Genomic DNA, 580 nt, shown 5'->3' with positions numbered 1-580 from the left:
CGGCCACTATTTTTTCAGGCCCAGGGATAGGTAGCAACTTGGGTTATATATATAGCAGACCAAGTCAGGTGGATCCCAACCCCCGGCCCCGCGAGGGCCGGGGGTTCGTTTGGCTTTCCCCCTTGGTCATGACCCCGCCCCCAGGGGCGGGGAAGGAGGTTCGCCGATGGAGAAGAAGGCGTGGTTCCAGGAGGTTTCGCTGGCGGAGGTCTTTGAGACGATGGTGGACCTGGAGGGGGCCCGGGCCGCCCTCCGCTTCCTCCGGGGGGAGGGGGCCCAGTCCCTCTCCCCGGACGCCCCGCCCCCGCCCGAGGTGGAGGCGGAGCTTCAGGCCTTCGCGGAGACCCTCACCCCGGAGCGCCTCTCCGGGGCCATCCGCCTGGCCCCCGAGGGGATCCACCTCTTCGGGGGGGCGTTCTTCCTGCCCTACGGGGACGGCTGGGCCTACGGGGAAGGGTTGCGGCGGGCCCAAACCTGGGCGGCCTGGATGTGGTCCCTCGGCCACTACGAGGAGACCTGGGAGGTCCTGGAGCGCCTTCTGCCCGGGAAGAAGAAGGGGATGCCGCAACTGCGTAGGCGT

General features: G+C 68.8%; 1 protein-coding gene. It reads left to right on the top strand.

The annotated features are described in order from the left end of the window. Positions 1 to 166: 166 nt before the first annotated feature. On the top strand, positions 167 to 580 hold a 414-nt coding region (locus AC01Y6_RS11085), incomplete at its 3' end, for a hypothetical protein (protein ID WP_476671586.1).

It is taken from the genome of Thermus sp. (genome assembly GCF_056332225.1).
This window is presented reverse-complemented; position numbering and strand designations above follow the sequence as displayed.